This window comes from Rhodococcus huquni (assembly GCF_055231055.1).
The window spans coordinates 39,785-63,158 of record NZ_JBUYWE010000005.1 but is presented as its reverse complement, the minus strand read 5'-3'; the positions used below and the strand labels follow the sequence as shown (position 1 = coordinate 63,158).

The following is a 23,374-nucleotide window of genomic DNA, read 5'->3' as shown; positions in this document are numbered from 1 at the left end:
CTACCCGTCGTAGGGACGTATCTCTCGGCGGAGTCCGCTGGCCCGTAGCACCCTTCGTTCGATCCCCGCACGCACTGCATCTTCTGTTCCGATGACCCGAACGTGGGTGCGCGCGCGGGTGATGGCGGTGTACAACAACTCCCGAGTCAGCAGGGCGGACCGTTCGTCGGGCAGCACGACGGACACGGTGTCGTACTGACTCCCTTGACTGCGGTGAACAGTCATCGCGTACACCGTCCGAACGGACGACAACAGGCTGGGATGCCGCAGGAACACGCCGTCCCCACGCTCGAATGCCGCGGTCGGTTCACCGTTCTCGCCGCGAACGATCACGCCGGTGTCGCCGTTGTAGATGCGCGCTTCGTAGTCGTTCGCCGTCACCAGCAACGGCTGGCCCGGGTACCACTGATACGGGTCCGGACGACGACCGGTCGAATCGGCGATCCACCCCAGAGCGCGCGCCGCCCACCGCTCGACTCCGAACGGTCCGTCGCGGTGGGCACACAGCAGACGATGCGATTCGAGCGCGTGGAGCGCCGCGGGAGCGTCCCCTGCTTCGGCCGCCTCGTGTGCCCGCGCCGAAGTCGTGATCACGTCCTCTCGAAGCCCGTCCAGGTCGTCCGGTCGGTGAAACGACACCCCCGGAGAACCACGCGTCAGTACCGCGAGTGCGCCGTCCGCGTCGCCGTCTCGGACCGTCGCAGCGAGCTCGGCGATGTCACTACCGAACCGACGTCCGCGCGTGAGCCGCACCACCCCTGCATCGAGGCGATGCCGCTCGGACGTCGTCAGGGCTTCGTGCTCATCCGCCGCCCCCACATCCGAGGGGGCGAGGTTCTCGAGCGCGAGGTTCGGGGTTCTCACGCTCGGCCTGGCAACCAGATCCGCCAGTACCGCTCCCGCGTCCACGGACGTCAACTGGTCGGGGTCGCCGACCAGTACCAGCCTGGTGTCCGGGCGGACCGCCTCGAGCAGTCGGCACATCATCGTGAGCGAGACCATCGAGGTCTCGTCCACCACGATGGCCTCGTAGGGCAGCCGATTGTCGGCGTTGTACCGGTACCGAGTGGTCCCCCGCTGCCAGCCGAGCAGACGATGCAAAGTCATAGCCTGCAGATGGGTCGGAAGATCCAACGACTCCGACTGTGCGAGAACCGATTCCTGGAGGCGCGCGGCCGCTTTTCCGGTCGGTGCTGCCAGTCCGATACGCGGCGGCGTCCCGCTCGTCTCGAAGAGGAGCGAGAGAATACGTGCGACCGTATGGGTCTTCCCGGTTCCGGGCCCGCCTGCGATCACGGTCGTCCACGAAGAAGCGGCCAGTGCGGCGGCCACCCGTTGACGGTCGACCGCTACCCCCTCCTCGTGGGGAAACAGCCGGTCCACACTCGGACGAACCACGACCCCGTCGACCGCTGGGCGAGTGCGCGACCGTTCGTCGAGGATGCGCCGGATGGTCTGTTCCTGACGGAAGTACCGGTCGAGGTACAGAAGCGGCCCCTCGTCGGTGTCCACGAGACGAAGGGGGCGAAGCGGGCCGGTCTCCGCACCCGTCACCAATGGGCTTCGGCGCAAGGCGCCGACCAGGTCGTCGGTGTCGGGCCACGGGAGTTCGTCGATATCGGGCGCGACGTCCGCACCCTCGTCCGAACCGGCGCGCGCTGCGTCCCGCAGCCGAGTCAGGTCCAGACACACCGAACCGGCCCGTACTGCACGCACCGCCAATGCCGTCGCCAGCAGCACGGACTCCGACGTTTCTCGCCCCAGTTTCTGCAGCCGCAACGCCACGTGTACGTCGGCGGCAGCAAGAACGCCGGCCTCGTTGAACTCCCTCATCGACCCCTTCGCTCGCTGGGCCAGTCGACCGGAAATCGGCTCGTACGTGTCGAACTCGGTCATCGCTGCCTCACTTCCGACCGCCCGGCAAGCAGTTCCGACAACTCGACGACGAGATCCGGCGGCGGATTCCAGGAGAAGACACCCGCGCCCGCCGGCGAATCCGGGCCGGCCATACCTCGCACGAACAAGTAGCGAACGCCACCCAGATGACGGTCGGGCGCGTAGTCCGGCAGCCGCCAACGCAGGTATCGGTGCAGTGCAACGGCATACAGCAGGGCCTGAAACGGATAGTGGGCGCGCAACATCTCGGCGACCATACGGTCGTTCGTATAGTGCTCGGTGGTCAGGTCGCCGAAGCCGAGCCGGTTGGTCTTGTAGTCGACGATCACGAATCTGGGTCCTGGGATTCGCAGTACCGCGTCGATACTGCCGGTGAGAAATCCGCGAATCGGACGGTTGTCGAGCACCCTCATCTGCTCCGCGTACTGCGCCATCGGATCGCCGACGGGAAGGTGCCTCGCCAACAGGTCGGCGATGTCGTTCGAGGTGACAACGGCACCGACCGGGTCGTCACCGCCGGCGAGCGGGAACTCGAAATCCAGCTCCGCCAGCCGGTCCGCCGGAGCGATGCCCGCGAGGGTTCCGAACCCGAGGGGCGTGTTCATCACGGGAATCAACGACGCCGCCAGCGCATCCGGATCGACCTCCGCATAGCGCGATTCGACCGCCTCGCGGCACCGGGTCAGCAGTTCTTCCTCGAGATCGGGCACGGAGGTGTCCACCGTCTCGAAGATCTCGTGGACGAGGGTTCCGAAAGCAGCGCCCGCCGGCAATCCGTTCATCGGCGACGGCATACTCTCGGCCGTCTCCGTCTCCGTCCCTGTCTCGGGGAGGTCTGTGTCTTCGACCGGCCCCTCCGGTTCGTCGTCCTTCTCCGGCTGCTCGACCTCGCTACGCACCCCTGGGCCTTCGTGAGCGGAAGCCGTCAGCGCCGAGTAGGACGTGCGCCGCCATTCCATGTCCAGGCTTCTGTCGAAGCGGGCCGCCTCCACGCGGGTGGATGCTGCGGCGGGCTGATTCCAAGTCCGCTTCGAGGCAGCCTCCTTACCGACCGGCTCCACCGATATGACCGACTCCGCAGCGCCCGGCCACGATTCGAGGCGGTGCGCCATCACGTCGTCGGCGAGTAGCTTCACCACTGGTTCCGGCTCGGCAGATCCGGGCACTCGTCCCTGCAGCAAGCGATGCAGGGACGACCCCGAGGTCGCCGTGCTGGGCGCCCACCAGGCCACCACCTGACTCTTCGCCCTGGTGAGAGCCACGTACAGGAGGCGCAGTTCTTCACCCGCTTCCTCACGGTCCGAGATCTGCTTGCGCTGTGCGTAACCCGGACCGGTCTTTCCACCCACGTCCAGGATGCGTTCGCCGTCGGGGCCGTGCAGAAGCAGCGTGCTGGGATAGGGATGTTTGGCACCGTCCCACGCGAAAGGCACAAACACGACCGGAAACTCGAGCCCCTTGCTGGCGTGCACGGTAGCGATCTGCACTGCTGCAGCGTCGCTGTCCAAGCGCCTGCTGCGATCGGTCGCGGCTGCAGCCGCAGGGTCCTTGATGCGGTCTGCCAACCATCGGGTCAGGGCGGTCAGCCCGAGCTGCTCCTGCACGGCAGCGCGATTCAACAGCTGGGCGATGTGTCGCAGATCGGTGATCGTTCGTTCGCCGGCTGGTCTGCCGAGGAGACGCTCCTCCAGAGAAGTTGCTGCGGAGATCCTTTCGAAAACCGCGGCGAAACCGGCTTTCGTGAACAGGGCGGAGAGCTCGCGCAGCTCGGTTCCGACTTCGGCGACGACGGCCTCCCCCTCCGCGTCGAGCGAATCGGCTGTTCGTCCCAGGATCGGAGTCAGCGCGGCCAAACGTACTCGGTCGCGGCGATGGGGGGCCTCTAGCGCCTGCAGAACCCAGAGCCAGTCCGTCGCAGCACTGGTCTCGAAGACGCTGGTTCCACCGGTCAGCACGGACGGCACGCCGACCACCTGAAGTGCCTCCTGCACCAGGGTGATCTGCGATCGCTTGCGGACGAGTACCGCAATGTCACCGGGGCCGACCCGATCTCCGGAATTCTCGAGCAACGCAGCGACCTGCTCCGCCACATCACGTGCGACATGCGCTCTCAGAACGTCGATCGCAGGGAAGCCCGACTTCCCCAACGGGCCGGCGCCCGTGCGAGGCAGATAGCGAAGTCGAAGCGGCTTCTGGTCCGGCAGTCGAGACCGGGTGTTCGTCGCCTCCACCGAGTGGACGCGGATGTCGTCGTCACCCAGTGCGGCGCCGCCGTAGAGATGTTCCAGCGCGGTGATCAGTCCGGCATCGGTTCGCCAGTTGGTGGTCAGTTCCTGATGGCTCTCCGCGTGGCGGACGGCATCGAGGTAGCTGAGCACCTCGGCGCCGCGGAAGGCATAGATCGCCTGCTTCGGGTCGCCCACCAGGACCAGGGTGTTGTGCCCGTGAAATGCCCGCCGAATGATGTCCCACTGCAACGGATCGGTGTCCTGGAACTCGTCGATCAACACGACCCGATATCGATCACGCACTCGTCGGCAAGCGTCCTCGCCGTGATCGGGATGTGTGAGCACGCCGTGCAACAGTCCGAGCAGATCGTCGAAATCGCGCAGTCCCGCACGCCGTTTGCGCACGTCCACTTCGTCGCGAACCGCCGCAGCGAACTGGACTCGCAGCCCGGCTTCGGTCGTCTCGTCCTGCGCCGGGGACAGCACCGCTTGCCGGTCACGCACCGCGTCACGGCCCAACTGCAAGGCCTCCGAGCGATTCATCGGAACGCCGTTGTCACTCTTCCCGTACATAGCCAGGTAAAGGTCGTCGACAGTTTCGATCACGGTGTCGTCCACCGATTCGACAAGCAGACTGTTCGGCTCCCGCTCACCCGCGATACCCAGACTGTCGAGCATTCGTTGACAGAAGCTGTGGGTCGTGGCGATGGTGCCCGCATCGAAGTCCGCCAACGCGCGCAGCAGTCTGCGACGCCGAGTCCGTATCTCGTCGGCGGAACCATCCGCGAGATATTCGATCAACGCATCACCGCAAGCCCGCGCCGAACGCTGGTCGACAAGGGCAGCGGATACGGACGAGAGCCGTTCGCGGGTGCGTTCGCGAAGTTCCTGCGTGGCAGCCCTCGAGAACGTGACCAGCAGTAGTTGTGAGATGTCCGCGGCGCCTTCGGCGATGAAGCGAGTTGCCAAACCGACTATCGCGTAGGTCTTTCCGGTACCGGCGCTGGCCTCGAGCACCGTGGTTCCGGTGGGCAGATCGCCTGTCGGATCGAAGTTCACGGGCGCCCCTGACTTTCGACGGCAAGCAATGGGCTCCACAACCGGAACGCGAGAGTGGAGAACTCGACCGGGTCCGCGGCGAACTCGGTGAGCGCACGGCCGTGACCGTAGACGTAGCCGATGGCCGGTTCCTTCGCCTCGCCGAACCTTCCGGACCACTCTCGCTCTGCTGCGGCCACCGCCTCTTCCTCCGTGTCACCTCGGAATCGGCGCTCCGCGAAAGCGGCCGTAGCGCGCGGGGCTATCGGCAGTGGAGAGCGCAATCCCGCGTCGCGCAGTTCGACGAGTCCGCGTAGGTGTTCGATCGGATCGTCCGGCGTGTGGAGGCTCGAACGCCACGTGAAGCGACTTCCGCTGCCGCGTCCGGTGGTCAGCGAGCGGATGGGTCGACCGACCTCGGCCGCTACTGCCAACATCTGAACCCACCCCGTGAGGCGCTGTTTCGCGGCCAGTCTGGAGAAGGACGTACGCACGACGACGTCGTCGTGCACCCCCGTCACCGTTCCCACGAGTCGCCGCCCGTTACCGAGATCGACGGCCACATCCACGGTTGTCGCTGCGGCCTCTAGCAGCGGCAACGTTGCCTCCGCAAGCGCATCGACGGTGGATTCGACCTCTGCGAGCACGGCGCTGCCGAGGGCGAACGGGGGCAGCGTTCCGCGACGCCATTCGGTTGCGCGGAAGTCTGCCGGCGAGACTCCGCGCAGTCGAGATTGCAACATGCGCTCACCGAGCGACCATTTGGCCAGCCCATCGAGTTCGAGTTCCAACGCATCGGCGACGTCGTCGTCCGGTTCGGCTACTCGAATCCCGAGCCGTTGACGCAGGAACGCCTTGGTCGGGTCGACTACGAACGAGACCAGGTCCGCAACATCGACGTCGCCGGGCTCGGCCGGAGGCAGCGGCCCGGCCGGGAGTGACGGTGAGTCGGCTTGCGCCCCCTCGGGTTCCCGGAGCGAAGCGCGCGCTCCTGCCAGTGCCGCGAGGTCGAAGCTTGCCGGGGCTTCGGGGTCGAAGTTTCGGGGGTCGAACGGCTGCAACGGATGCCGACGGACCACGCTCGTACCCACCATGTCGAGTACGCCGCTGAGCGGGATGGCCGGTGGCCGCTCGGCGCCGGTCACCGGATCGGATCCGGTATAGAAAAGCAGGAGGTGATCTCCCGCCGACATGAGCGCGTCGAGCAACAACTGTCGATCCTCGCTACGCGGGTCTCGTTCTCCCACGCACGGGTCGCGGCCCGTGACATCGTCACCGTCCAGACTCCCCTTACGCGGAAACACTTCGTCGTCCAGTCCGAGGAGCGCAACGACGCGGTGTGGAACCGACCGCATGGGAACCATCGTGCAGACGGTGAGTTCACCGGTCCGGAAGTTCGCGCGAGTAGGCCTGGCCGCCGTCCGGCTGGTGAACAAGGCCCGCACATCGGCGAGAGCGAGGCGAGTGTCGCCGCCGTGTTCCATCGCGTCGGACAACTCGCGCAAAGCCTGTCCGAGTTGCCACGCATCCGACTGCGGCACATCGACCAGGAACTGGAGAGCCCGTCGCAGAACCGCTGCCCACTCCGTCGCTGCCTGCGGACCCTCGATATCTCGAAGTGTGACGGCCAGTCGGTCCACGAACTCTGCGAAATTGCCCGCGAGCTCGATGTCGGTACTTTCGACGTCGTCGAGAGGGAGAGCGAGATCCAACCATTCCGGCTCGGACTCGTCCGCCGTCACACCCAGTAGGAGACGGTCGATCGCCGTGTTGAACGTGTTCTGCGGAAACCCTTCGAGGCCGAACATCGCACGTTGCCGCTGACCGATCCCCCATCTGGCCCCGGTCTCGTTCACCCATTCACGCAGACGCTCCAGTTCGTCGTCACCGAACCCGAACTGTCGCCGAACGGGCGCTGCCGCAGCCAGATCCAGAACCGCACTGGCCGTGACTCGCCCGTCCGCAAGACGAAGCAGGGAATCCAGTACGGCGAGGACCGGATTGGTCTGGCGCAGCCCACGATCGGCGAGTCGCACTCGTAGGCGATGGCCCGGATGTCCGAGCACACCCTGACCGAACGCCGCTCTGATCAGCGGAGCGTAGGCCTCCACGTCCGGGCAGAGAATCAGGACGTCACGTGGTTCGAGATCCTGATTCTCCTGAAACAAGCGCAGCAACGTTTCCCGCAACACTTCGACCTGACGTGAGGGTCCGTGACATGCGTGCACCTCGAGGGTGCCGTCCGTTTCGGGGAGCGAATCGAGGGCGCGATCGTCTACGACGGACGCCTGCACGGCGCCGAGCATCGTCCGGGGCGCGGGCGCGCCCGGATGGTGAGTGTCGTCGAGAACGATCCCGCTCAGTCGAGTCTGCAGTTCCCGCACGTCGCGAGAAAGACTCGCCGACAACGGGTTCTGTACCAGGAGTGCGGAATCGTCGTCACGGCGCCGAACCACCGCCGACCGCGACGACAGGCGCTCCCACATACGCGGGCTCGGGTGAGTGAGCCACAGGTGGACCTCACGATGAATCGACAGGGCCTGCACCACCTCGAGCTGGGATGTGGTGAGTCTGGTCGTTCCGAAAAGGGAGATTCGTTCCGGTAGCGGGACCGCACCCGGATCGTCACGCAGACGCTCGCACGTAGGGAGCAGTCGCTCCGCCACGCTGGGTGAGCCGATTCGTTCTCGCACGCCCCGCCACAATGCCGCCTGCCAGCTCAGGTCGCGGTCGAGCGGGCCACCCGCACCGTCGGTGTCCGCGCCGCTCGCCCAGTCCACGAGCATCGACGGCCGCTGCGCGGCATAGCCTCGGAAGAGCTCTGTGAGGTGTAGCGCTGTCTCGTAGCGTCGACCGATCCGATGGCCTTCGAGGTGCTTCGCGAGGACGGGATACCAGGGTTCACCGGCACTGGCATCGATGACCTCGAGCACCTTCCACAGCATTCGGTTCGGCGACCAGGGGTCGGTGCGCGCATCCATGTTCGAGACCGCCGACACGGCGTCGTCCACCAGTCGATTCGGGCTCGGGAACGCGATGTTGGCCGCGATCCCGTCGGAGTGTTCGGGCCCGAGGACCGTCGCGAGTCGCTGCGTCAGCCACCGCTCGACTCCCTTCGCAGGGACGGCGACGACCTCACCCGCAAACGGGTCTTCCAACGGCGAGCCGAGTAGCGCGGCCAATGCGTCGGCGAGAGTGCTCGAGCGTTCCGCACGATGCAATCTCAGCAACTTCGCACCCTCAGTCGGTCGGAGCGGTGGGCGTGAACGTCACCGCCATCTCTTCCAGCCCCGACACGAAGTTCGCCGGCCGCCGCCGCAGTGATCGCGAGTCGGCGGGCAACGTCATGTCGGGCAGTCTCGACAGTAGCTGTTCGAACATCAGTCTCCCCTCCAACCGCGCCAGTTGATTTCCGAGGCAGAAGTGCGCACCAAGGCCGAATGCCAGGTGCGGATTGGGTGCTCGTTCGATGTCGAAGGTGTTGGGCTCGTCGAAGTGTGTGTCGTCGAAGTTCGCCGACTCGAACAGCAACATCACCTTCTCGCCTTCCCGCAACGAAGTTCCGTGGAACTCGACGTCCCGGGTGACGGTGCGGCACATGTTCTTGATCGGCGACACCCACCTCAGCATCTCCTCCATCGCGTTCGGAATGGAGTCCGGGTCGTCGACGAGAGCGGCTTGCTGGTCGGGGTGCCGCATCAGCTGTTCCATGCCACCGCTCAGGACGTGCCTGGTCGTCTCGTCTCCTCCGATGAGAATGAGAAGTGTTTCGCTCACGATGTCCTGGTCGCTGAGTCGGTCGCCGTCGATTTCGGCGTGAACGAGGATGCTCGTCAGATCGTCCGTCGGCTCGTCTCGTCGTTTCGCGATGGTGTCGAGAGTGAACTCGCTGAACGCCAGGTAGGCCTCGGCCTGGGTCCGAAGGTCGTCTTCCGACGCATTGCTGCCGAGAGCACTCAGCAAGTCGTCCGACCACTTCAGAAAGGTGCCTCGATCCGCCGGCCGAACCCCGAGCATGTCCCCGATCACCGCCATCGGCAGCGGGGCTGCGAGGTCACGTACGAAGTCGGCCTCGCCCGTTTCGCACACGGAATCGATGAGCTGATTGCAGATCAGGCGAATACTCGGAATCTTCGCTTCCACCTGCTTGCGCGTGAACCCCGCATTGACGAGGCGGCGGCGCTGCAGATGTTGCGGGTCGTCCATATCGATCATGTGCGGCAGCGGACCCACACCGGGACGAATGCCCCCACCGTTCGCGAACAGGACCGGATCACGCTCGGCGTCGACGACCGCGTCGTAGGTCGCCATCCCCACGATCCCGTCGGCCCGATACACGGGTTCGTTCTCCCGCATCCACGCATACGCGGACCGCGGATCCCCCAACTCCCCCGAGTAGAAACGTCCGTCCAGAAGGTCGAACTCCGGCCTCGTGGTCATGTGGAACTCCTCCGCCGTTCGGTGCCCCGATGGTAGAACCAGTTCCTACGAACAGGACGCTAACCGATCGAATTCGCAGGAGCCGACATGACCGCACACCAGGTTCTCGGACGGACCGTGAACACTCCGGTTCAGGTGCGGAGGGCCTCGGCCTTCATGGCTGCGTTCACGGTGCCGTCCGATCGCGCGCAGTCGACGATCGACTACTCGGGCCTGCGGATTCTGGAGCATCGCAAGGGTCGCGGACTCTGCACGCTCGTCTTCGTCGACTACATCGACGGTGACCTCGGTCGGTACGAGGAGTTCGGTGTCGTCTTCCTGGTGCGGGAGCATTCTGCGCGGGGCGCGTTCATCCACCGCCTTCCGGTAGACGGTGATTTCACACTGGCCGCAGGAAGAGGCATCTGGGGATTTCCGAAGACGCTGGCCACGTTCGATACGGACCACACTTCCCGAACCAAACGTGCATCGCTCGCCGCCGAAGCCCGTCAGGTCGTCGATCTCGCAGTGAAGCCTGGGGTCTCGGTTCCCGGCCGGCGGACCGAAGCGGTGGCCTACTCCCACCTCGACGGAGTCACGCGCCGCACGCCGTGGGACATGAATCCGACGGGAGTGCGGATGCGGCCGGGCGGCGCAACGCTGTCACTGGGTAACCATGCATTCGCCGAAGAGCTACGTTCGCTACAACTTCCGAGTCGTGCTCTGTTCACCACGTCGGTGCGCAACATCGCCATGTCTTTCGGCGACGCGAAAGATCTGTGATCGGGACTACACCGATTTCCGGTTTCACCGCTACACTGCTGGACACTTGACCAAGAGTGACCTGCGCCCGAGGCGCACCGGAGGGACGTTCATGGCGCGGATCAATCGTCGAAGCATGCTGGCCGGAGTAGCAGCAGCCCCAGCACTGGCTGCAATTACAGGCGGAACCTCGCACGCCGACCCAGCACTGGCAGTCGATCCGAAGAAGACGAGCCCGAGTTCGACAGGGTTGCAGGTGGGCGTCGGCATCTCCGACATCACCGGCCCCGTCGCCGAGGTCGGCATGATGGGCTACTCGAGCTTCGAGCAACGCACCGAAGGCCTGCATCAGCGAATGCGCGCCCGCGCTTTCGTCTTCGCGGAGGGTGAGTCACGGGTCGTCTACGCGGTGGTCGACAACTGCATGATCTTCCAGTCCGTGCACGACGGAGTGATCGCCCGCCTCGCACAGCAGTACGGCGACCTCTACACCGAACGCAACGTCATGTTGACTGCGATCCACTCCCACGCAGCCTGTGGCGGCGCTTCCCACAACTACGCCTACAACCTCGCGGTCCTCGGATTCGAGAAGCTGGTGTACGACGCCGAAGTCGACGGAATCGTCGAGGCGATCAGCGCAGCGCACGAGGATCTCGCCCCCGGCTCGCTCGGATACGGACGCAGTGAACTTTCCGACGCCAGCGTCAACCGATCGCGCGTCGCATTCGACCGCAACCCGGACGAGGACAAGAACTACTACCCGCTCGGTATCGACACGTCCATGCGATCGATGCGAATCAAGCAGGGCGGCAAGGATGTCGGCGCCATCAACTGGTTTGCCACGCACTGCGCATCGCTCACCAACGAAAACCACCTCGTCTCGGGTGACAACAAGGGTGCAGCCGCGTACTTCTGGGAGCGCGGGCAAGAAGGTGTCGACTACCTGGCCGACGGTAAGCCCACATTCGTCGCCGCCTTCCCCCAGACCAACTCCGGCGACATGTCGCCCAACCTCGACCTGGAACCCGGCCACGGCCCCACCGACGACGAGTTCGAGAACGCGCGCATCATCGGCCAACGCCAGGTCCACGCCGCCCGCGAAGCTTGGTCCGCCGCATCGGAAGACGTGACCGGGTCCGTCGACGCGCGAGTGATGTACCTCGACATGGCCGCCCAGACCGTCGACGGCAAGTACACCCCCGACGGCGTGCCCGCGCGGACCTCACCGGCCTGCGTCGGCGCCGCCATGAGTGCAGGTAGCACCGAGGACGGCCCGGCCATCCCCGTCTTCCCGGAAGGCACCACCAATCCGGTCATCGATGCACTCGGTGGAATGGACGCGCCCATCCCGAAGTGGCTGCGTGATGCGCAGGCGCCCAAACTCGTTCTGATCGCCGTCGGATTGGTGCCCCCGGCCGGCACCTGGATTCCGAATATTCTGAAGATTCAGATCCTGAAGATCGGGCAGTTCTACGTGGTCGGCGGCCCCGCCGAGTTCACCATCGTGTCGGGTCTCCGCATTCGCCGAACCGTGGCTGCCGAACTCGGCGTCCCCCTCGAGAACGTCATATTTCAGGGCTACGCCAACTCGTACTCGAGCTACTGCACCACCCCGCAGGAGTACGACTCTCAGCAGTACGAGGGCGGATCGACGATGTTCGGGCGCTACACACTTCCGGCATATCAGCAGGGGTTCGCCCGGTTGGCCGCAACATTGAAGGCCGGAAGTACCGGCGAACGCGGCCCCGCACCCGTCGACAACTCGCGTCTTCAGCCCGCATTCAACCCCGGCGTCGACCTCGATGTGCCCGCCGCCGGAAGACAGTTCGGGGATGTGCTGATCCAGCCTGCCGCCACGGCTTCCGTGGGCAACCAGGTCGTGGTCGAGTTCGTCACCGGGCATCCCAAGAACGACCTTCGTCGCCGAAGCACATACCTCGAGATCCAGCGTCGCGAGGGCAAAGACTGGGTCCGGCACGCCGACGACAGCGACTGGTCGACCAAGTTCCATTGGAAGCGAACGGAACCGAATCAGTCCACTGCCCGAATCACCTGGGATGTGCCGGAGGGAACTCCGGCCGGCACCTACCGAATCCAGCACTTCGCCGCCGCAAAGGACCGCGCGGGTGCGATCTCGTCGTTCACCGGCACGTCGGGCGAGGTCACGGTCTCCTGACTCGCTGTGCGCTGTTCACCGCTCTCGCACCGAGTCGGTGTACTTTCGTACCGTTGAATTCCTTCGAGTAGGGGGCCATGATGCCCGTCCAGACGAAGTTCACTTGGATCGCCGCCGTTGTTGCTGCCACTGCAACCTCGGGCCTCGGTCTGCCGTCGGAAGCCGACGCATCGGCGCCATCCTGTGCCGCCGGCTGGCAATCGGAAACAATGGCGTCCGGTTTGGGTTGGCTCGAGAACCTGGAGCCGGACCGGAAGGGTGGCTTCTACGTCAGCGGCGCCGACAACGGAATCCTGTACCACGTGGATTCGGCGAACAACGTCGAGACGGTACTCACCGGACTGGACAAGCCGGCAGGGCTCCGGCTCTCGGGTACGGACCTTTACTTCGTCACGGGCGACGACCCCATGCGCACGGTGGCCGACGGGACCTTGCAACGACTCGACACCGAAACCGGTGCGGTGACAACGATTGCCGACGACCTGTACGGACCGAACGGCCTGCTGTTGCTGCCGGACGGCGACCTCTTGATCTCTCGTATCGACATACTCGGACCCCCGACCGGAATTGCACGGTACAGCCCGACGACCGACACCCTCGATCGCTCCTGGTCGACAATTCCTCGATCGAACGGAATGGCCCTCACACCGGACCGCACCGCGTTCTACACCGGTGACGTGACTTCCCAGATTCTGCGCGTCCCACTCGATTCCCCCAACAGTGCGAGCACCGCGGTGGGAATACCGAATCTGATTGCGCTTCCCGACGACATGGAGACGGCCGCCGACGGAACGCTGTACGCAGCCGATCATCTAGCGGGCGCCGTGTACCAGATCGATCCCGAGACGGGCGAGTCCTGCACCATCGTGACCGGATTGACCAAACCTTCCGGCCCGGTCCGGATTCCGCCGGACGGGCCGACGTCCGTTCGCATCGCCCCGGACGGCGACGGCTGGGCGCTGTACGTCACCGCATTCGACGGCGCGCTTCGGCGCTTCAATCCGCCGCCCGGGGTCGATCTCACACCGATCGGCTGAGTTCCGCCATCTCCGGCACATCTTGGTGACCAGCACTGGTGCGGCGCTCGGTCACCGTCGCGACGCCGAGAACCAGTAGAGCCAGGACGGTCAGGCCCGCGCCCATCCAGATCGGCGAGGTGAATCCTAGGCCCGCGGCGATCGTGATGCCGCCCAGCCAGGCGCCGAACGCGTTTCCGACGTTGAAGGCAGCGATGTTCGCTCCGGACGCCATGGTCGGGGCACTCGAGGCGTGGTTCATGATTCGCATTTGTAGGCCCGGCACAGTCGCAAATCCGAAGGCACCCATCAGGAACAGCGCAACGAGAGTCATCGGTTTGCTCCCCGCCGTCAACGCGAACACGACCAGGACGACCGAGAGCACGGCAAGGATCGTCAGGAGAGTGCGCTCGAGCGCCTTGTCCGCCGCGCGACCGCCGAGGTAGTTACCGACGAACAGGCCGCTTCCGAACAGGACCAACAACCACGGGACGCTGCTGGAGGCGAATCCACCGACCTCGGTCAAGGTGAACGCAATGTAGGTGAAAGCTCCGAACATGCCGCCGAAACCGAGGATGGTCACGACGATCGAGAACCACACCTGCGGTGACCGGAATGCACCGAGTTCGCCACGAAGACCGCGGGATTCGCCCGTTTCGTTTCTCGGCACCGACGGTACGAGCGCTGCGATACCGATCAGAGCGACAATTCCGATCACCGTGATGGCCCAGAAGGTCGACCGCCATCCGAACTGCTGGCCGAGGAAGGTTCCGAACGGAACACCGAGAACGTTCGCGATGGTGAGGCCGGCGAACATGGTGGCGATCGCGCCCGCCTTCTTTTCCGCGGACACCAGATCTGCGGCGAGAACCGCGCCGATTCCGAAGAACGCGCCGTGGCACAGCGCCGCGAGCACGCGACCGGCCATCATGAGCTCGTACGTGGGCGCGAGCGCGGAGAGCAGGTTTCCGCCGATGAAGAGCACCATCAGTCCTTCGAGGACACGCTTGCGGTCGAATCCGGTCACCGCAGCAGTGATCGCAATCGCGCCGACCGCCACCGACAGCGCGTAACCGGAGATGAGATAACCGGCGACCGACTCGGTCACCTCGAAGTCTGCCGCGACCTCGGGCAGCAGGCCCATGATGACGAACTCGGTGAGTCCGATCCCGAAACCGCCCATGGCAAGGGCGAGTAGTCCCAGTGGCATTGGAGCCACTCCTTTCATAGAAACCTGAATCTGCGCACATGCGGCGTATGCAATAGTTGCAGGCGCGTCATAAATGGTTGCACGCGCGCTCTATATGCGCAAGCTGGTATTCTCGATGTCACACAGATCAGGAGGTCGCAGTGGGAATCGCCGATGACGCCGTCGAGGTCCGATCACAGGGTTGGCGCACACTGGCGGCCCTGCACGGACTGCTCGAGACCGAGCTCGAACGAGCTCTCCAGAAGGAGCACGACCTCTCGGTCGTGGAGTACACGGTCCTCGACGCGCTGGGACGCCAGGACGGGTGGCACATGCGCATGTCGCAGCTCGCCCGAGCCGCCGCCTTGAGCAGCAGTGCCACCACCAGACTCGTCAACCGCCTGGAGAAGCGAGAGCTTCTACAACGCATCCTGTGCGACGACGATCGTCGTGGGATCTACACGGAACTCACCCCGGGCGGGCGCGCCGCGTTGGATGCCGCTCGCCCGACTCACGATGCCACTCTCGAGTCGGCACTCGCCCACGCCGAGGACCTCCCCGAGCTTTCACATCTGGTCCGGGCTCTGCACGATCTGCCGGCGCTCACGAAATAGGGAGCCGACCCGCACAACTGCACACGAACCGGCCCAGCGGGCGGAATCCCGCCTCCGAGAGCGATTTGTGTGCACTCGGCCCGAATTGCGCATTCAGGCTTGCAGCGACTGCTTCCCGCGCAACCTTTCGACCGCATCGTCGAGGTGCTCGGCCAGCAGCCTCGCGGCCTCCTCATCCGAGGCCGATCTGATCGCGTCGCGAAGGACCTCGTGCTCGTGTGCCTGGTCGCGGATGTCGTCGTACGTGGTCTGCAGTGCGCCCATACACATTCGGGTTTCGATCAGCAGGGTTCGCGCCGCTCGAACGAGACGCGGACTCTTCGCGCTTTCGACGAGCACCTGATGGAACAACTGGTCCGCATCGGACACCGCTGCCGCATCGCCGCGCTCGGCGGCAGCGTGCATGACAGTGACCGACGAGCCGAGAGCCTCGTAAGCCTCCTCGCGCGTACTGTCGAGAATCAGCGCGAGCGCTCCACCTTCGATGACTCGTCTGCTGTGATACACGTCCACCACATCGTCCAGGGTCAGTTCGGTGACGAAGATGCCCCGGTTGCGGATGCTGTGCAGCAGCCCCTCGGACACCAGTCGCTGCATGGCCTCGCGCAGCGGACCACGGGACACCTGGAAGTGCGCGGCCAGGTCGGCTTCGCCCAGCTGCTCGCCCGGCTCCAACGACCCGCGCATGATCGCGTCTCGCAGTCGATCCGCGATGAGCTCGGCCGTCGATTGCCGACTGACCGGTTCCAGATCAGTCAGTGCCATGTTCATGTCCTCTCTCGGCGACAACTGCATATGCTTCTTCCCCGAACAGCACTCCGAGAGACGGTTCCACCGTCAGGTGCCCGGCCAGCCGTAGGCCTTCCCACACGGTCACCTGGTTGGCGGTGAGTACGGGCTTGCCGAGGCGCCGCTCGAGACTACTCAGCGACGCGAGCGTCCTCATCGCCGTATCCGGCACCAGCACTGCCTGGGCTTCGGGATGGTCGTTGGAGGTCGCCAACGCCGCCACCTGCGCGGGGGTCATGCGTCCGACCTCTGCGGCGGTGTCGATCCCCGCCGAGGACATGGAGAGCACCTCGATGCCGGCGGCGGCGAGGAACTCCACGAACAGCCGGGCCACGTCGTCCGGATAGCTTGCCGCGACGGACACCCGCGTGATCCCCAAGATACGCAGCGCGCTCACGAAGGCGAAACTCGTGCTCGACGTGGGAACTTCCGTCACCGCAGCAAGATTGTCGACCTGTTCGCGCGCACCCTCCGGGCCGAAGACGAAGCTCCCGGACGTGCAAGCCCAGATCACCGCATCCGGGTTGGTCTTCGCCAGTTCGACGGCGCCGGCTGCGAGCCGAGCTGGACTGCCGAGATCGAGCAGTTGCGGAACGGCGTGCAGGTCGGTGCCGTAGACGTGCACGACGGGCAGTCGCACACCCAGAATCTTCGCCGCGTAGGAGTAGTCGTCCTCGGCGGCGTGATCGGGGTAGATGAATCCCACTGTGCAGGAGGGCGATGTCTGATCAGAACACATTGCGAAGCCAATCTCCGGGGCCGGTCATCGGCAGGTCCATCCGGCCGAGGCACGCCCAGATCGTGAGCTGGTTCGCCGTCAGGACCGGCTTTCCGAGTTCACGCTCGAGCGGCGCAATCAGGTCGTAGGTGGGCAGGTTGGTACAGCTGACGAAGATCGCTTCGGAGTGCGTGTCGTCGGCCGCCATGATTCGTTCGGCGATGGTTCGGTAGTTGACCTTCCAGATGCCGCCGCCGAGCCCGAGGTGGCTGGACCGAACCACCTCGACGCCGGCCTCCTCCAGGAAGTCGTGCAGCCGCTCGGTCAGCGGCATGTCGTACGGGGTGATCACCGAAAGCCTGGTGAGACCGAGACTCTCGATTGCCTCGACGAGTGCGCCGGAGGTGGTGACCGCGTCGGGCGCTCCTGCCTCTCGAATCGCTTCGCACAGCGACTGCTCGTATGCGAGCCCGCCGATGAAGCTTCCGGAAGAGCACAGGTAGGCAACCACTTCCGGCTCGACCTGCTTCACATCACGCGTGGCTGCCATGAGGTGAGCACGGTCTGACACCCGCTCCGCCATCTCGAGGCTGACCGGTACCGGCTCGTACGGCGTGCGTGCCAAGTGCAAGCTCACCTCCAGAGGCGTCCACCGCCACAGTTCGCGCTCGAGCGCGAGGTCGAACGGTGCGATGATGCCGATTCCGCGCTGAGCCAGCGGGCCCTCGAATTCGGGAGAATTCAGTTCCAATACGGACCTCACCTTCCCGGCCGCGCCGCCCTTGCAGATTGTTGACAATCATACGACCCGCTCGTACGGTGTCAACGTGACTCGGAAACCGATCATCGCGGTGCTGCATGCAGAAGGCCCCTCGGCCGACACCCTGCCGAGCCAGGAGTTGATGGCGCCCGTTGCTGCGCGAGCTGACATTCGCTACACCACCCGCGACGGGCTGGCCGACGCCCTGGACGGCGCAGACGCTCTGTTTCTCTACGAATTCCTGAGCGACGCGGTCCCGCAGGCGTGGCACGCAGCGGATTCCTTGCAGTGGCTTCACATCGCCGCGGCCGGTGTCGACCCGGTGATGTTCCCGGAAATGCGGGCGAGCGACGTCACGGTCACCAATTCGAGGGGTGTCTTCGACGGCGCAATCGCCGAGTACGTGCTCGGCCAGATCCTCTCGTTCGCCAAGGACTTCCCGGGGTCGCTTCGCCTCCAGCAGAACGAAACCTGGAAACACCGCGAATCCGAACGCATCGCAGGCAAGTCCGCACTCGTCGTCGGCACCGGCCCCATCGGACGGGCGATCGCAAGGTTGCTCACCGCGGTCGGAATGGAGGTCCGAGGCTCGGGCCGACGCGCACGAGCCGACGATCCGGACTTCGGAACCGTCACCACCACAGAAGAACTCCCGACCCAGCTCGGGACAGCCGACTACGTCATCGCGGTCGCGCCACTCACAGAACAGACCCGGCACATTTTCGACCACGACGCCTTCGCCGCGATGAAGCCGAGCGCCCGCTTCGTCAATGTCGGCCGCGGCGAACTCGTCGATACCGACGCCCTCGTCGCCGCGCTCGAGAAGGGCGCGATCGCCGGGGCTGCCCTCGACGTACTGGAGAACGAGCCTCTCGCACCCGGACACCCGCTCTGGGGGATGCCCAATGTTTCGGTGACCCCACACAATTCCGGCGATTTCGTCGGGTGGCGTGACGCGCTCGTCACCATTTTCGCCGACAACTTCGAGCGCTGGACCGAAGACCGCCCGCTCGAGAACATCGTCGACAAGAATCTCGGGTACGTACCGAGCTGAGCTAAGGAGTGGTCATGGATCCCAGCACTTCGTCGCGCACCGAAGCCACGAATCCAACCGAGATGACCGCTGTCGAACTGGTGGCCGCGTACACGTCAGGCACCCTTTCACCGGTCGAGGCCACCCGCTCGATCCTCGATGCCATCGACACCGGTGACCGCGACATCAATTCCTTCTGCCTGGTCGACGCCGACCGCGCACTCGAGCAGGCCCGCAGTTCCGAGGAGCGCTGGCGAACCGGATACTCGAAGGGGTTGCTCGACGGGGTTCCGATGTCGATCAAGGACATCTTCCTCACCGACGGATGGCCGACCTTGCGCGGCTCGCAAGCCGTGGACGCGAACCAGCCGTGGGCGGTCGACAGCCCCGTGGCCGCCCGCCTACGCGAGGACGGGATGGTCTTCGTGGGAAAGACCACTACCCCCGAGATCGCGTGGAAGGCCGTGACCGACAGCCCGCTGTGCGGAATCACGCGCAATCCGGTCGACACGTCGAAGACGGCCGGCGGCTCTTCCGGAGGAGGCGCGGCCGCCGTGGCCGCAGGGTTCGGCCCGGTGTCGGTGGGAACCGACGGCGGTGGCAGCGTGCGCATCCCCGCATCCTTCTGCGGGATAGTCGGTTTCAAGCCGACCCATGGCCGCATCCCGCTGTACCCCGCCAGCCCCTTCGGCCCCCTTGCGCACGCAGGTCCGCTCACTCGAACAGTCGAGGACGCAGCTCTGCTGATGGACATCCTCTCCCTTCCGGACCCGCGCGATCCCACCGCACTCGCGCCGCCGCGCTCGACGTTTCGCGGCGAGATCGGCCGTGACGTGGTGGGCCTGCACGTCGCCTACTCCCCCACACTCGGCTACGTAGACGTCGATCCCGAGGTCCGCGCCATCGTCGACCGCGCGGTTCGCGACCTCGCTTCGGCCGGACTGGACGTGGGTGAAGTCGACCCCGGATTCACCGATCCGATCGATGCGTTCGAATTGCTGTGGGCAGCAGGCGCCGCTGCGATGCTGCGCAAGTTCCCCGAGGGCGCGCGCGACAAGGCGGACCCCGGCCTTGGCCTGGTCTGGGACCGCGGCGAGACCTACACGGCCGTCGAGTACCTCGATGCCCGGGCAGTCGCCGCGGAAATCGGTATCACGATGGGCAACTTCCACCTGGAGCACAACCTGCTGCTCACGCCGACGATGCCGATTCCCGCCTTCGAGGCCGGACACGACGTTCCCCCCGGCAGTGACTTCACCAGTTGGCCGCAGTGGACGCCGTTCACCTACCCGTTCAACATGACTCAGCAGCCGGCAATCAGCATTCCGGTGGGCAGGACCGAGGCAGGACTGCCGGTGGGACTGCAGATCGTCGGCCCCCGCCACTCGGACGACTTGGTTCTCGCCGTCGCCCGCTTCGCCGAGTACGCCCTGGCCTGACGGTCAGACGCGCTCTCGCGCGAACATCAGCGTCTCGCCCTCCACGCCCCGCAGCCAGAGGTCGTTGCACGCAGCGGCCAATTCCGGCAGGCCTTCTTCGATGGCGCCGAAGACGTTGCCCGGAACCCAACCGACGTCGCCGTTCAACAGCAAGTTGTTGCGGCCGTAGAAGAGTGCGAGGTCCGTCGCGCCCTGCGCGGCGTGCGCCTCCGACCCCGGATCGTATCCGTACGCCGAGTTTCCGATCTCCCACGGCTCGAAGTCGAAAAGACACACGTCACCGGGTATCGGCGTGACCGTGGGGTTCTCACGATGCGGTGCAGCCGAGATCCTCGGTACGAGGGTGTAGACCTCGTTCCGCGCGTACTTGGCGTGAAATGCGCCGCCGCCCTGCGGCAGCGCGTCCCACACCGCATCGCAGGTGAGCGGCGCCTCATCGTCCAACAGGCGCGCTCGGCACGTCACGCCGCGACGCTCGAGCGTGATGGTGATGTAGCGCGCCAACCTGTCACACCTCCTGCATGACTTCGGCCCAGATTCCCAGCGCGTCGTCCACCTGCTGCTCGGTCACGATGAGCGGCGGGATCATGCGCACTACGTTCATGTGCGCTCCGCACGTCAACATCAGCAGCCCCTTCTTCGCTGCAAGCTGTTGCGCCGCTGTAGCCCTCGGGCGATCTGCGGTGCCATCCGAGGCGGTGAACTCGCTGCCGACGAGCAGTCCCAGCCCGCGTACGTCGCCGATTCCGTCGTCGGCTAGTCGCCGCGCACCATCGAGCAATTGGGTGCCACGTTCGGCCGCGTTGGCCACGAGCCCTTCTTTCTCGATGACTTCGAGGGTGGCGACCGCCGCGGCGCACGAGACTGCGTTGCCGCCGTATGTTCCGCCCTGCGACCCCGGCCACGCTTTGGCCATCAGCTCTTCGGAGGCCGCGATACCGGAAAGCGGGAAGCCACTCGCCAATCCCTTGGCAATGGTGATGATGTCGGGACGTACGTCGAAGTGCTGGTGGCCGAAGAACTTTCCGGTTCGGCCGAAGCCGGTCTGGATCTCGTCCATCACCAGCAGGATCCCGTGGCGGTCGGCCCTCTCGCGCAGCCCTTGGAAGAAGCGGGTGTTGCCCGGGACGTAGCCACCCTCTCCCAGAACCGGCTCGACGATGAACGCCGCGGTCTCGTTCGGCGAGGTGAGGGTGGCAAAGATGTAGTCGAGTTCCTGCAGCGCGAAGTCCGTGGCCTGCTCCTCCGTCCACCCGTACCGGTAGTGGTTGGGGAACGGCGCGACGTGAACACCACTCATCAGCGGCGCGATGCCGGCCGAGAACCTGGTACCCGACGTCGTCATCGTGGCGGTGGCAACGGTACGACCGTGAAAGCCGCCGTGGAAGACGATCACGTTCGGTCGCCCGGTGGCCTGCCGAGCCAGACGTAGTGACGCCTCGACGGCCTCGCTGCCCGAGTTCGCGAAGAACAGCGAGTCGAGTCCCTCCGGTAGCACCTCGCCGAGTTTGTCGACGAGCGCGAGTAGCGGTTTGTGCATCACGGTCGTGTACTGCCCGTGGATCAGGGAGCCGACCTGCTTCTGTGCCGCCTCTACGACGTGAGGATGGCAGTGACCCGTACTCGTCACTCCGATTCCCGCTGTGAAGTCGAGGTACCGGCGACCGTCGGTGCCGTGGAGGTAACACCCCTCTCCGTAGTCGACGGTGACGGGTGTTGCTTGCGCGAGAAGTGGAGACAGCCGAGTCACGATAGGACCTCCGAACGCATTGTCAGATTGTCGACAATATGCATAACATGGAGCCTGGCCCATTGGCAATGGAATTGGAGCAGGCATGAGCGCAGCGATCACCGAAGATCAGGCAATCCAGTCGGTCCACACCGGGCTCTTCATCGGCGGTAAGTGGCGCGACACCGCGCAGACCATGCCCGTACATGATCCTTCGACCGGCAAAGTGCTGTGCTCCGTCGCCGATGCTTCGCCCGCCGAAGCTGCAGAAGCCTTGGACGCTGCAGCGGCAGCGCAGGCCTCCTGGGCCGCGACGACACCCCGAGAACGCGCTACCGTCCTGACCAACGCCCACCGACTGCTTCTCGAGAACACCGAACGGCTCGCGCTCGTCATGACGTTGGAGATGGGCAAGCCATTGGCGGAGGCCCGCGGCGAGATCGCCTACGCTGCCGAGTTCTTCCGTTGGTTCGCCGAGGAAGCGGTTCGCATCGAAGGTGGCTACACCACCGCGCCCGCTGGTGGTTCGCGCTTTCTCGTCACCCGCCAACCCGTCGGACCGTGCCTGCTGATCACCCCGTGGAACTTCCCCATGGCAATGGGAACCAGGAAGATCGGCCCGGCCCTCGCCGCCGGGTGCACCTCGGTCATCAAACCGGCCGCACAGACGCCACTGTCGATCCTGGCGCTCGCGGACATTCTCGTGGAGGCCGGCGTGCCCGACGGTGTCGTGAACGTGGTCACCACGTCACGCTCGGACGACGTCATGTCCCCCATGATTCGCGACGAGCGGTCACGCAAGCTCTCCTTCACCGGTTCCACCGGCGTCGGCAAGCACCTACTCGGCTTGTGTGCGGAGACGGTCATGCGGACGTCGATGGAACTCGGGGGCAACGCTCCGTTCGTCGTATTCGACGACGCGAACATCGACGACGCGATCGAGGGCGCAATGGCAGCCAAGATGCGCAACATCGGGCAGGCCTGCACGGCAGCGAACCGCATCCTGGTGCACTCCGCAGTCGCCGAAGAGTTCACCCGCAAGCTCACCGATCGGATGAAGGCCCTACCGGTCGGCCGCGGAACCGAGGAGGGTGTCGTCGTCGGGCCTCTCGTGAACGAGGCCGCCGTCCAGAAGGCGAACGACCTGGTTGCGGACGCCGTCGAGCGCGGCGCCACCGTCCTGACCGGCGGTGAACCGCTCGACCGAGCCGGCAACTTCTACCCGGCGACCGTACTGACCGGGGTACCGGACGACGCCGAGATGTGCCATACCGAGATCTTCGGGCCGGTGGCCGCAATCAGTACGTTCGAGAGCGAAGACGAGGCGGTGGAGCGCGCGAACGACACCCCGTTCGGTCTCGTCGCCTATGTCTACACCGAGAGTTTGCGCCGTGGACTCCGCGTGTGCGAAGCACTCGAATCGGGAATGGTGGGGCTCAACCAGGGTGTCGTCTCGAATCCGGCCGCACCGTTCGGTGGCGTCAAGGAATCGGGCCTCGGACGTGAAGGCGGCTCCACCGGAATCGACGAGTTCCTCGAGATCAAGTACGTCGGAGTGGCCCTGTGAC

General features: G+C 65.3%; 17 protein-coding genes. 7 read left to right on the top strand and 10 right to left on the bottom strand.

The features are described from left to right. The 4 genes from recD to ACZI8R_RS11450 are packed head-to-tail and all read right to left on the bottom strand — an operon-like array spanning position 1 to position 9,602. Entirely contained in the window at positions 1-1,896 is a 1,896-nt protein-coding gene (recD, locus tag ACZI8R_RS11465) for an exodeoxyribonuclease V subunit alpha (protein WP_463379742.1), read from the bottom strand. Continuing rightward, positions 1,893-5,183, bottom strand: a complete 3,291-nt coding sequence (locus tag ACZI8R_RS11460) for a UvrD-helicase domain-containing protein (RefSeq protein ID WP_463379741.1) — start codon at positions 5,181-5,183, stop codon at positions 1,893-1,895. The genes recD and ACZI8R_RS11460 overlap by 4 nt, the downstream gene beginning before the upstream one ends. Further along, entirely contained in the window at positions 5,180-8,392 is a 3,213-nt protein-coding gene (recC, locus tag ACZI8R_RS11455; RefSeq protein WP_463379740.1) for an exodeoxyribonuclease V subunit gamma, read from the bottom strand. Before recC ends, ACZI8R_RS11460 begins: the two co-directional genes overlap by 4 nt. Positions 8,393-8,402: 10 nt before the next feature. After that, a complete protein-coding gene (locus tag ACZI8R_RS11450; protein ID WP_463379739.1) occupies positions 8,403-9,602 on the bottom strand; it encodes a cytochrome P450 in 1,200 nt (399 codons plus the stop codon). Between the two features lie 87 nt (positions 9,603-9,689). On the opposite strand from ACZI8R_RS11450, the gene ACZI8R_RS11445 reads away from it, so the two are divergent. The 3 genes from ACZI8R_RS11445 to ACZI8R_RS11435 all read left to right on the top strand — a co-directional run bounded on the left by ACZI8R_RS11445 (position 9,690) and on the right by ACZI8R_RS11435 (position 13,556). Next, complete coding sequence (locus ACZI8R_RS11445; protein ID WP_463379738.1) at positions 9,690-10,364, top strand: acetoacetate decarboxylase family protein; 675 nt, start codon at positions 9,690-9,692, stop codon at positions 10,362-10,364. A gap of 91 nt (positions 10,365-10,455) precedes the next feature. Further along, a complete protein-coding gene (locus ACZI8R_RS11440; RefSeq protein ID WP_463379967.1) occupies positions 10,456-12,519 on the top strand; it encodes a neutral/alkaline ceramidase in 2,064 nt (687 codons plus the stop codon). 77 nt (positions 12,520-12,596) lie between these two features. Then, complete coding sequence (locus ACZI8R_RS11435) at positions 12,597-13,556, top strand: SMP-30/gluconolactonase/LRE family protein (protein WP_463379737.1); 960 nt, start codon at positions 12,597-12,599, stop codon at positions 13,554-13,556. Here ACZI8R_RS11435 and ACZI8R_RS11430 read toward each other — a convergent pair. After that, entirely contained in the window at positions 13,540-14,745 is a 1,206-nt protein-coding gene (locus ACZI8R_RS11430) for an MFS transporter (RefSeq protein ID WP_463379736.1), read from the bottom strand. The two genes, ACZI8R_RS11435 and ACZI8R_RS11430, sit on opposite strands and share 17 nt — an antisense overlap. A gap of 140 nt (positions 14,746-14,885) precedes the next feature. Here ACZI8R_RS11430 and ACZI8R_RS11425 point away from each other — a divergent pair, with 140 nt between their 5' ends. Then, positions 14,886-15,338 (top strand): MarR family winged helix-turn-helix transcriptional regulator, encoded by a 453-nt coding sequence (locus ACZI8R_RS11425; RefSeq protein WP_463379735.1) that lies wholly within the window; start codon positions 14,886-14,888, stop codon positions 15,336-15,338. 93 nt (positions 15,339-15,431) lie between these two features. Here ACZI8R_RS11425 and ACZI8R_RS11420 read toward each other — a convergent pair whose 3' ends face one another. The 3 genes from ACZI8R_RS11420 to ACZI8R_RS11410 are packed head-to-tail and all read right to left on the bottom strand — an operon-like array spanning position 15,432 to position 17,596. Next, positions 15,432-16,103, bottom strand: coding sequence for a GntR family transcriptional regulator (locus ACZI8R_RS11420; protein WP_463379734.1), 672 nt, complete (start codon positions 16,101-16,103; stop codon positions 15,432-15,434). After that, a complete protein-coding gene (locus ACZI8R_RS11415; RefSeq protein WP_463379733.1) occupies positions 16,090-16,866 on the bottom strand; it encodes a maleate cis-trans isomerase family protein in 777 nt (258 codons plus the stop codon). Before ACZI8R_RS11415 ends, ACZI8R_RS11420 begins: the two co-directional genes overlap by 14 nt. Next, positions 16,856-17,596, bottom strand: coding sequence for a maleate cis-trans isomerase family protein (locus ACZI8R_RS11410; protein WP_463379732.1), 741 nt, complete (start codon positions 17,594-17,596; stop codon positions 16,856-16,858). Before ACZI8R_RS11410 ends, ACZI8R_RS11415 begins: the two co-directional genes overlap by 11 nt. Positions 17,597-17,672: 76 nt before the next feature. Here ACZI8R_RS11410 and ACZI8R_RS11405 point away from each other — a divergent pair, with 76 nt between their 5' ends. Together ACZI8R_RS11405 and ACZI8R_RS11400 are read left to right on the top strand one after the other, a co-directional pair. After that, positions 17,673-18,659 (top strand): D-2-hydroxyacid dehydrogenase, encoded by a 987-nt coding sequence (locus ACZI8R_RS11405; RefSeq protein WP_463379731.1) that lies wholly within the window; start codon positions 17,673-17,675, stop codon positions 18,657-18,659. 14 nt (positions 18,660-18,673) lie between these two features. Beyond that, entirely contained in the window at positions 18,674-20,077 is a 1,404-nt protein-coding gene (locus ACZI8R_RS11400) for an amidase (protein ID WP_463379730.1), read from the top strand. 3 nt (positions 20,078-20,080) lie between these two features. On the opposite strand, the gene ACZI8R_RS11395 is transcribed toward ACZI8R_RS11400, so the two are convergent. Next, entirely contained in the window at positions 20,081-20,581 is a 501-nt protein-coding gene (locus ACZI8R_RS11395; protein WP_463379729.1) for a DUF3830 family protein, read from the bottom strand. A gap of 4 nt (positions 20,582-20,585) precedes the next feature. Beyond that, positions 20,586-21,827 (bottom strand): aspartate aminotransferase family protein, encoded by a 1,242-nt coding sequence (locus ACZI8R_RS11390; RefSeq protein WP_463379728.1) that lies wholly within the window; start codon positions 21,825-21,827, stop codon positions 20,586-20,588. Between the two features lie 97 nt (positions 21,828-21,924). Between ACZI8R_RS11390 and ACZI8R_RS11385 the strand changes: the two genes are divergently transcribed. After that, positions 21,925-23,373: an NAD-dependent succinate-semialdehyde dehydrogenase gene (locus tag ACZI8R_RS11385; protein WP_463379966.1), complete on the top strand. Its 1,449-nt coding sequence runs from the start codon at positions 21,925-21,927 to the stop codon at positions 23,371-23,373. Position 23,374: the final 1 nt, after the last annotated feature.